Origin of the sequence: Acidovorax sp., assembly GCF_022763525.1 — a bacterium.
GTDB lineage: Bacteria > Pseudomonadota > Gammaproteobacteria > Burkholderiales > Burkholderiaceae_C > Acidovorax.
In genome coordinates this window covers 1-8,266 of sequence record NZ_JALEGG010000303.1, presented here as the reverse complement: position 1 = coordinate 8,266, position 8,266 = coordinate 1, and the positions used below count along the sequence as shown (strand labels likewise).

General features: G+C 67.4%; 6 protein-coding genes. 2 read left to right on the top strand and 4 right to left on the bottom strand.

Annotation, left to right across the window (positions count from 1 at the left end; translation table 11 throughout):
• Positions 1-2,912: RHS repeat-associated core domain-containing protein (locus tag MRY84_RS22935; protein WP_291507970.1), on the top strand; the 2,912-nt coding region annotated here is incomplete at its 5' end.
• A gap of 391 nt (positions 2,913-3,303) precedes the next feature.
• On the opposite strand, the gene MRY84_RS22930 is transcribed toward MRY84_RS22935, so the two are convergent.
• Entirely contained in the window at positions 3,304-3,897 is a 594-nt protein-coding gene (locus MRY84_RS22930) for an ORF6N domain-containing protein (RefSeq protein ID WP_291507969.1), read from the bottom strand.
• Between the two features lie 218 nt (positions 3,898-4,115).
• Here MRY84_RS22930 and MRY84_RS22925 point away from each other — a divergent pair, with 218 nt between their 5' ends.
• Positions 4,116-5,012 (top strand): class I SAM-dependent methyltransferase, encoded by an 897-nt coding sequence (locus MRY84_RS22925; protein ID WP_291507968.1) that lies wholly within the window; start codon positions 4,116-4,118, stop codon positions 5,010-5,012.
• Between the two features lie 338 nt (positions 5,013-5,350).
• Here the strand turns inward: MRY84_RS22925 and ubiM are convergent, their stop codons facing one another.
• The 3 genes from ubiM to MRY84_RS22910 all read right to left on the bottom strand — a co-directional run.
• Complete coding sequence (gene ubiM / locus MRY84_RS22920; RefSeq protein WP_291507967.1) at positions 5,351-6,670, bottom strand: 5-demethoxyubiquinol-8 5-hydroxylase UbiM; 1,320 nt, start codon at positions 6,668-6,670, stop codon at positions 5,351-5,353.
• 197 nt (positions 6,671-6,867) lie between these two features.
• A complete protein-coding gene (locus MRY84_RS22915; protein WP_291507966.1) occupies positions 6,868-7,290 on the bottom strand; it encodes a hypothetical protein in 423 nt (140 codons plus the stop codon).
• Positions 7,291-7,639: 349 nt separating this feature from the next.
• Positions 7,640-8,266: alpha/beta hydrolase (locus tag MRY84_RS22910; RefSeq protein ID WP_291507965.1), on the bottom strand; the 627-nt coding region annotated here is incomplete at its 5' end.

Here is an 8,266-nt window from a genome sequence, read left to right as displayed (position 1 = left end):
CTGGTGGTGCCAGCCGCACCACCAGCTGGACCTACCACCCCTCCGGCCTCATCGCCACCGAGACCGCCCCCAACGGCGCCGTCACCAGCTACCAATACGACAGCGCCGGCAACCTCACCAGCGCCACCAATGCCCTGGGCCATGTGGACACCTACACCCACGACGGCGCAGGCCGCGTGCTCACCCACACCGCCCCCACGGGCCTGGTGACCACGTACACCTACGACGCCCGGGGCCGGGTGCTCACCACCAAGTCGGGCGGCCTGCTCACCACGCTCACCTACCGCCCCTCGGGTCAGGTGCTCACGGCCACCCTGCCGCACGGCCATGTCGTGACCTACACCTACGACGCCGCCCAGCGGCTCACGGGCTGGAGCGACAACCGCGGCAACTCCGGCGCCTACACCCTGGACGCCATGGGCAACCGCACGCAGGAAGACATCCGCAACGCCCAGGGGCAAACCGTGTGGCGGCTGGCGCGCACCATCAACAGCCTCAACCGCGTGGCCAGCGTCACCCTGGGCGGCCAAGTCACCACCATCTTTGGCTACGATGGCAACGGCGATTGGGTGGCAAGCACCAATGGCCTAAACCAGGGCACCCGCCATACCCTGGACGCTCTGCGCCGCACCAAGGCCATCACCAACGCCGAGAACGCCACCGCATCCCTCACCTACAACGCCCTCGACAGCGTCACCCAAGCCAAAGACTTCAAAGGCGTAACCAGCACCTACACCCGCGACGCCCTGGGCAACGCCACCACCGAGACCAGCCCCGACAGCGGCACTGAAACCGCCCAGTACGACGCCCTGGGCCTGCCCAAGACCGTCACCGACGCCCTGGGCCAGGCCACCACCATCGAGCGCGACCTGCTGGGCCGCCCCACGCTCATCACCTATGCCGATGGCCGCACCACCACGCTGCGCTACGACCTCACCGCCACCAGCAAGGGTTACCTGGGCGAGATCGTGGACGCCAGCGGCACCACCACCTACGAGCGCGACCAGCTGGGCCGCATCACCACCAAAACCCAGCGCCTGATCAACGGCGACACCCGCAGCGTCAGCTACAGCTACAACGCCCAGGGCCTGCTCGCCAGCACCACCTACCCCGGCGGCCAGGCACTGCAATACGTCTACGACACCACCGGCCAGCTCACCGGCCTCACCTGGGGCGGCCAAAGCCTGGTCAGCGGCATCACCTGGAACCCCCTGGGCCAGCCCACCGGCTGGAGCTGGAACCTGCCCGGCGCCAGCACCGCCATCCCCGCCAGCCGCAGCTACAACACCGCAGGCCAGCTCACCGCCACCGAATTCAGCAGCTACCAGTACGACGCCGCAGGCCGCATCCACGGCATCACGCAAAACCTCTGGCAGCCCGCCAGCACCAACCCGCAGGACGCCACCATCACCCAGGCCACCGCCAGCTGGACCGTGCAATACAGCCCCGCAGGCCGCATCACCGGCTTCACCCGAACCACGGCAGCCAACGGAACCGACACCGCCACCTTCCAATACGACCCCAACGGCAACCGCAAGGCCAGCACCCGCAACGTGGCCGGCACCACCACCAGCCGCACCTACAGCGGCGAAGCCAGCCACAACCGCCTGCTGGGCTTCAGCCAAACCACCAGCGCCGGCGGCAACACCGCCAGCACCAGCGTCACCTACCAATACAACAGCGCAGGCGACCTGCTCAGTGACGGCCTGACCCGCTACCACTACGACAGCGAAGGCCGCCTGGACAGCGCCACCACCGGCCAGGGGCCAGACGCCCCCACCACCAAATACGCCCACAACGCCCTGGGCCAGCGCGTGTTCAAGACCGAACCCTTGTTCAGCAGCGCAGCCACCCCAGGCACCGGCAAGAACCTGCTGGCCGACGACGATGAAAAAGGAGAAGGCGAACAAGAACCCCCCGGCCTGATCCAGCAGATCCTCAACTTCTGGAACAAGCTGTGGAGCCCCAGCACCAGCGACGCCGAGAAACTGGGCTGGAGCTACGTGTACGCCGAAGACGGCAGCCTGCTGGGCGAATACGGCTCCGGCGGCAGCGCCAGTAGCGGCACCAGCCAATACCTGTACCTGCCCACCGCCAGCGGCCCCATGCCGATCGCGGCAGTGATCAAGGGCCAAACCTACGCCATCCACAGCGACCACCTGAACACGCCCAAAAAGCTGACCCAGGCCGATGGGCAAGCGGCGTGGCAGTGGGCGTACAGTGCGTTTGGGGAGGAGCAGCCGACCACGGGGGCGAAGCGGTTTACCAACGAAACCACCACTCCCAACACAGGTGCCGCCAGCATCCCGGAGGTGACGTTCAACCTGCGGTATCCGGGGCAGTACTTCGACAGTGAGACGAAGCTGCATTACAACCACTTCCGCAGCTATGACGGCAGGACGGGGCGGTATACGCAGGGGGATCCGATTGGGTTGGATGGGGGGTGGAATCGGTTTACCTATGTGGGGGGGAATCCTCTTTTGTTCGTCGATCCAGAGGGGTTGAGGTCTGCGAGGCCTGCCGCTCCCGGCGGCAATGCATACAACCGCAGGCAGTGGCGTAGGCATGGCCCAGGCTCATTTGAGCGGCCTACTGGCGAGGGCAATCAGTCTGCTTGGGAGTCAGGTGCTGAGATGTTCACACCCAACCCGGATGAGGGCGATTACCGGCTCCGTTGCTTGCGGTGGGAGTGCAGTGAAAACTCTTGTACTCCGGGGAAATCTCCGACCGATTTCTTGCCTGCGGCCTATCACCAGGATGACGCCCCAAGCGGGTGCAAGTGCACTCAAACAAATCTCGGCCCAGTGTTCAATCCGCCCCAGTTTGATCCGAGAACTGATTTCCCAGACATCTATGACAAATACCGCCGCAGTGGTGGGCAACTCGGCCGCATGTGGCGAGCCCTTCGCTAATAGGACCGATGTATGAACAAGATCGGCATTGGAATCGGGCTCACAGCCATATCAATTGGACTGGCTTTAATGGTGAGCGGTCAACGAATGTGCCGCACGAGTTGCTGGGTAGACGACGTGTTCAAGTTGCTTCTTCCTAAGGACTACGAGTTCTTGGCGGGAGGGATGCCATCGCTCCTAATCGGGATTGCAATTGTTGCCCATGCCATTTGGAAGAGGCCGAAGCCGTGATGCCGTGTGCGGCCTAGGTCTTGAGGTAGCCACGCACTGAGGTCTATTACTCACAAAAAAAGCCACCCGCCACCCCTGCCAGCCGCTAAAGCTGTGGGGTTCCGGTGGCTTCTTCTTTAGCCGCTGGATTATTGGGCGCCATGCTTCTTGTCCTCAGGCGTCACAAACCCAATAGGCCGCTCGGCGGATCAGGCGGTGTGGTCAGTTCCCGCACGGCATCCAGCAGCTGGCGCCATTGCAACCGGGTGTTGCGGCTAAAGGTATCGTGGAACAGCTCCAGGCTCTCGGTCCACATCTCCAGCTCGGCCAGCCGCTTGGCCACATCGGCATTGGTGGCCGATGCCTCGCGCAAATGCACGAAGGCCCGCACCACAGAAATCCCAATCTCCACCGTCTTGGCGTTGGCCAGCACATTGGCCGCCTGAATCGCCCCATGCTCGGTGAACGCATAGGGCAGCACCTTGGAGAACTTGAGCTTGTGCAGGTGGTCGCAATTTGCGGCCACCTCGGCCTTCTCCTGGGGCGTGAGCTGAAACAGGAAATCTGCCGGAAACCGCTCCCGATTGCGCTTGACCTGCTCATTGCCGCTTGGTGGGTACCTCGTACAGCGCCGGACAGGTCCACATCGACTATCACCCGCAGACCGTGAATCACCTGAACGGGCCCCGCGATGCGCGCCACCAAAGCTGTGTTGCTGGTGTTGGCTGCGCTGCTCATGAATTGGAGGCCGATGAGTTGAACCGACGGGCCGCATGCTTGAGCAGCAGCTCTTCGAACTCCACACGCCCCCGGCCCTTCCACCTGCCGTGGGACTGGCTTTGGTCTTCCCCTAGCCGACGGGCCATTCCCACGCGGCTTGACGGTCATGGGTTGCAATGTGCAGTGGGTCGCCCACAATGCACGCCACGGCTGGCCGCTGGCTGGCGTGCCACGCAATCGTCGTGGCTCCAACAGCCGCAGAAGGAGTTCCCCGTGCAGCAGCAGCCCCGCAGCCGACGCCGAGTGCAACCCTCCGCCGCCCGTGGCGCGGCCGATTGCGCGCAGGCCTGTGCGCGGTTGCCTGCCGTGCCCAGCACCCTGCTGATTCCATTGGCGGCGCGGGCGCATGGGGGGCGTTACTTCCCTTGGCTGGATTGTGGCGATGCCGTGGCGGCGCAGCTGCTGGAGCGGCTGGAGGTGGATGCCAGCGCCACGCTCGACGATCTGCCCACCGTGCTCAATGTGCTTTGGCGCACGCGGGCCATCAAGGAGGCGGGGGCTGCCTTTTTTTCGCAGCACCCGCAGGGCTGGGGGGTGAACCTGGGCTGCGGCCTCACGCACCACTTTCAGTGGCTGGACACGGGGGCCAACCATTGGCTGGATGCCGATCTGCCCGCGGTGATGGGGTTGCGCGAGGCGCTGCTGGTGCCGCGCTGCCCGCGCCAGCGCCATGCGCAGGTGGACCTGACCCAGCCGGGCTGGTGGCAGCGGCTCGGCCTTGGGCAGGGCGCGGGCGCGCAGCCGGTGCTGGTGGTGTGCGAGGGCGTGCTCATGTACCTGCAGCCCGATCAAGTGCGCGCCGTGCTGGCGGAGTTTGCGCAGCACGCGCCCGAAGGGTCACGTCTGGTGCTGGATGCCTTGACCCGCCAAGCGGTGGGCCACGCCGGCGTGCATGCCAGCGTGGGTGCCACGGGTGCCGAATTCTGCTGGGGCGTGGGCCGCATGGCCGAGCTGGCCGATGTACACCCGCGCCTTGCGCTGCTGCGCGAGCAGAGCGTGTCGGAATGCTATGGCTGGGCGGGGCTGGCGCTGGACATGCTCACCCGGCCGTGGCTGGGGGCGCCGCTGTATGGGCTGGCGACTTTGGGGGTGGAGGACGGGGCTCACTGAGAGGCTGAGAATCTTTTGTCCCAGCCCGCCATGCACGCCAAAACACTCCGCACGCCGCAAGCAAATGCTCGCCATAGCCCGAGCTATGGCTGTGCTTTGCACCTAGATCCGAAGCGTTTTCGCGCGCCTTTCGGGTTCGGCAAAAAAACTCTCAGCCTCTGAGCCGCCCCGGCCACATCGCATCCTCTTGTGCTGCGAAGCGAGTCCTTCGGCGGATCCGGGACACGCCTTCGGAAGCCGTGCGCGGCGCTTCCACAAGCTCAGCGTGAACGGTCCGAAGTCAGGCGACGTTCATCATTCAAAACCGGCTGCAAGCCAATACCAAAAAGCGCTACCAGCTATGTTTTTTGAAGCTGCGTGGCCGTTGCGGGCTCCAGCACGCGCATCCACGCTGGCGGCTTGCCCGTGAGCTGGCCCACGATGGCCGCCTGCAGTGGTGGCAGGCGCCGCGCGCCCTGCAGCACCAGCTGGCGCAGCAGCCGTGGCACGGGGCGGGCGTCGGTGTACAGGCGCACGATGGCGTTGGTGCCCTGGTAGATGGGCCAGGCGTGGCGGTGGTGTTCGCGCGCGTAGCGGCTGAGTGCGGCGGGATTGCCAATGTCCTGGCCGCGCTGGCGGGCGTCCACCAGGGCGGCGGTCAGGCGCTCCACCCCGGCCAGGCCCAGGTTGTAGCCGTGTGCGGTCACGGGGTGCATGCCCACGGCCGCGTCGCCCAGCAGTGCGCAGCGGTGGCCGGCAAAGCGCTGCGCGTACACGGCCACCAGCGGGTAGGCGTAGCGCTCGCCCACCAGTTCCACGGCGCCCAGGCGCTGGTCGAACTGCGCCTGCACCTGGGCGGCAAAATCGTGTGCGCTCAGCGCCATCAGCGCGGCGGCATCGGCCGAACCGGCGGTGACCACCACCGAGCACAGCGGGTGGCCTTCGGGCGCGTCGGGCAGGGGCAGCACGGCCAGGGTGCGCTCGTAGCCAAAGCATTCGTGCGCCACGTTGCCATGGGGCTGCGCGTGGCGCATACGGCACACGATGACGGTGCGGCCAAAGTCGGTCATCTGGGCGCCGATGCCCAGTTGCCGGCGCGTGGCCGAGAAGCGGCTGTCGGCGGCCACGAGCAGGGGCGCGCGCAGGCGCTGGGTGGGATGTGACCCGGCCGCTGCGCTGTCGCTGGGCGAGGGGGCGGACGACGGCACGTAGTCCAGTTCGGCATGGGTGGACAGGACCGCCACCCGCGTGACCTGCGCGCCGGTGAGGATGCGCACCCCCGGCGTGCGCGCCGCCACCGCGTAGGCGCTGCGGCGCAGGGCGTGATTGGGCACGATGAAGCCCAGCGCCTCGGGCGCGGGGCCTGCGCCATGGGTGGCGCGGGCATCCAGCTGCAGCGCGCTGTGCTGGCCCAGGGGGCCATCGTGCACCTGGGCCTGGCAGATGGTGCCCACTTCGCCATCGGCCAGCTCGGCCCAGCTGCCCAGCCACTGCAGGGTGGCCCGGCTGGGGTGGGTGAGGGCGATCTCGCGGCCGTCGGGTGCGGGCGCGGCCAGCGTGGCTGCGGCCTGCTGCTCGACCACTGTGGCAGTGAAGCCGGCCTGTGCCAGCGAAATGGCCAGCGACAGGCCGGCAGGGCCTGCGCCGACGATGAGGACATCGCAGTCGGGAGTCGTCATGGAAGAACGCGGGGGCGGTCCCCCGGCGCGGGTATGGGCAGGCGGCCATTGTGGGCACGCGCGGGCCGGCAGGTATTGCCCTGCGTCAATGCCGGGTGCTGCGCTTGCTATCAGTTATGTAGCTGCTTGCGCTTGCCATACAAGCGCGAGGGGCCAAAAACGCTCGGAGCACCAGGCCCTGGCACCGGGGAAAGGTTTCAGGCTCTGGCGGCCTTGCGCGGAGCCCGGGCGGATTTCTTGCGGCCGGTGCCTGCGCCCTCCTTGCCCCGCAGGTGCAGCACCCAGGTCACCAGCAGCCACAGGTACGACAGCAGCACGCTGTAGGCCGCCACTGCGGCCAGCGACAGCGGCGGCGCCGCGATGGAGCGGGGATCGGCCATGGTCTTGAGCAGTTGCAGCGTGCCCGTGCCCAGCGCCGGGTTGGCCTGAGGGCTGCCCGAGCGGGCCATGCGCGCCGCCATGAAGACAAAGAACTCCATCAACAGGGCGCCCATCACAAAGCACGCCAGCAGCGCCATCAGCTGGGCCAGTGCCTTGCGATTGCCCTTGGCCAGAAAGTACAAGGCCGACACCAGCAGAAGGGCCGGAAGCAAGTAGGCCAGGGCAGGCCAGGCAGACATCAATTGGGGCATCGAAAGCAAACCAGGGTGGGCGGGGCCCGGCGCGCGCGGGAGCATGCCGGGGGGCACGGGAGCGTGCCGTATCCGCGCATGATAGGCCCACGCCGTGGTCACCTTGGGATGCTTTGCACGAATCACTGCGCCGGGTGCATCTGCGGCCCCGGGCGGTCTGCTGCGCAAGCAAAACCTCGACATAGCTTCGGCTATTGCTGCGTTAGCTGCCCAAGCAAGCAGCCCATCCCGACCCGCTGCGCACGCTTCCCGCGGGATCCGTGCAGAGGATCCCTTGCCGTGCAGGGGTTGGCACTCGCTCCCCCGCCCTGCGCCTGTGGGGAGGCCGCCGCGGCCTTCAGCCCCCTGCCGGCGGGGCGACGAAATCCGCCACCGCTTCCAGCACCGGTGTGGCCTGCAGCAACTTGCGATGGCCCAGCCCTTCGGTGGCTAGCAGCGTGGCGCCCGCGATGTGGTCGCGGTAGGCCTCGCCGTCGGCAAAGCGGTTGATGCGGTCGCCCCGGTCGTGCACGATGAGTGTGGGCAGTGCGATGCGCGGGCCCACGGCCGGGGGCTCGAACTGGCGCATCAGGATGCCTTCGCGCGCCTCGATGCGGCGCTGCAGCGCGGCGCGCGTGCGCTCGGACAGGCCGAACACCTGCGCGAAAAGGCGGGTGTATTCGTGTGCCGAGGCGGGCGGCGCGAGCAGCACCAGCCGCTCGGTCGCCAGGCCCCGGCCGGCTGCGTGCGCGGCCGCGTTGGCGGCCAGCGAATGGGCCACCACGGCGCGTGGCGCCGCGTCCTGGGCATGCAGGCGTTCGGTGGTGTATTCGATGGCGCGGGCGAACTGCGGCAGGTTGCTGGTGCGGCCGCGGCTGGCACCGTGGGCGGGCAGGTCTGCCAGAACGGGGCGCAGGCCGCGCTCCGCCAGCGCTTCGGCCAGGGGCAGCATCTGCCGGGCGTGGCCGCCCCAGCCATGCAGCAG

Bases quoted from the DNA above. Each gene is read 5' to 3' on its own strand.
- MRY84_RS22930 (WP_291507969.1), bottom strand. From the start codon at position 3,897: ATGCGGCCCGTCGGTTCAACTCATCGGCCTCCAATTCATGAGCAGCGC.
- ubiM (WP_291507967.1), bottom strand. From the start codon at position 6,670: ATGACGACTCCCGACTGCGATGTCCTCATCGTCGGCGCAGGCCCTGCC.
- MRY84_RS22915 (WP_291507966.1), bottom strand. From the start codon at position 7,290: ATGTCTGCCTGGCCTGCCCTGGCCTACTTGCTTCCGGCCCTTCTGCTG.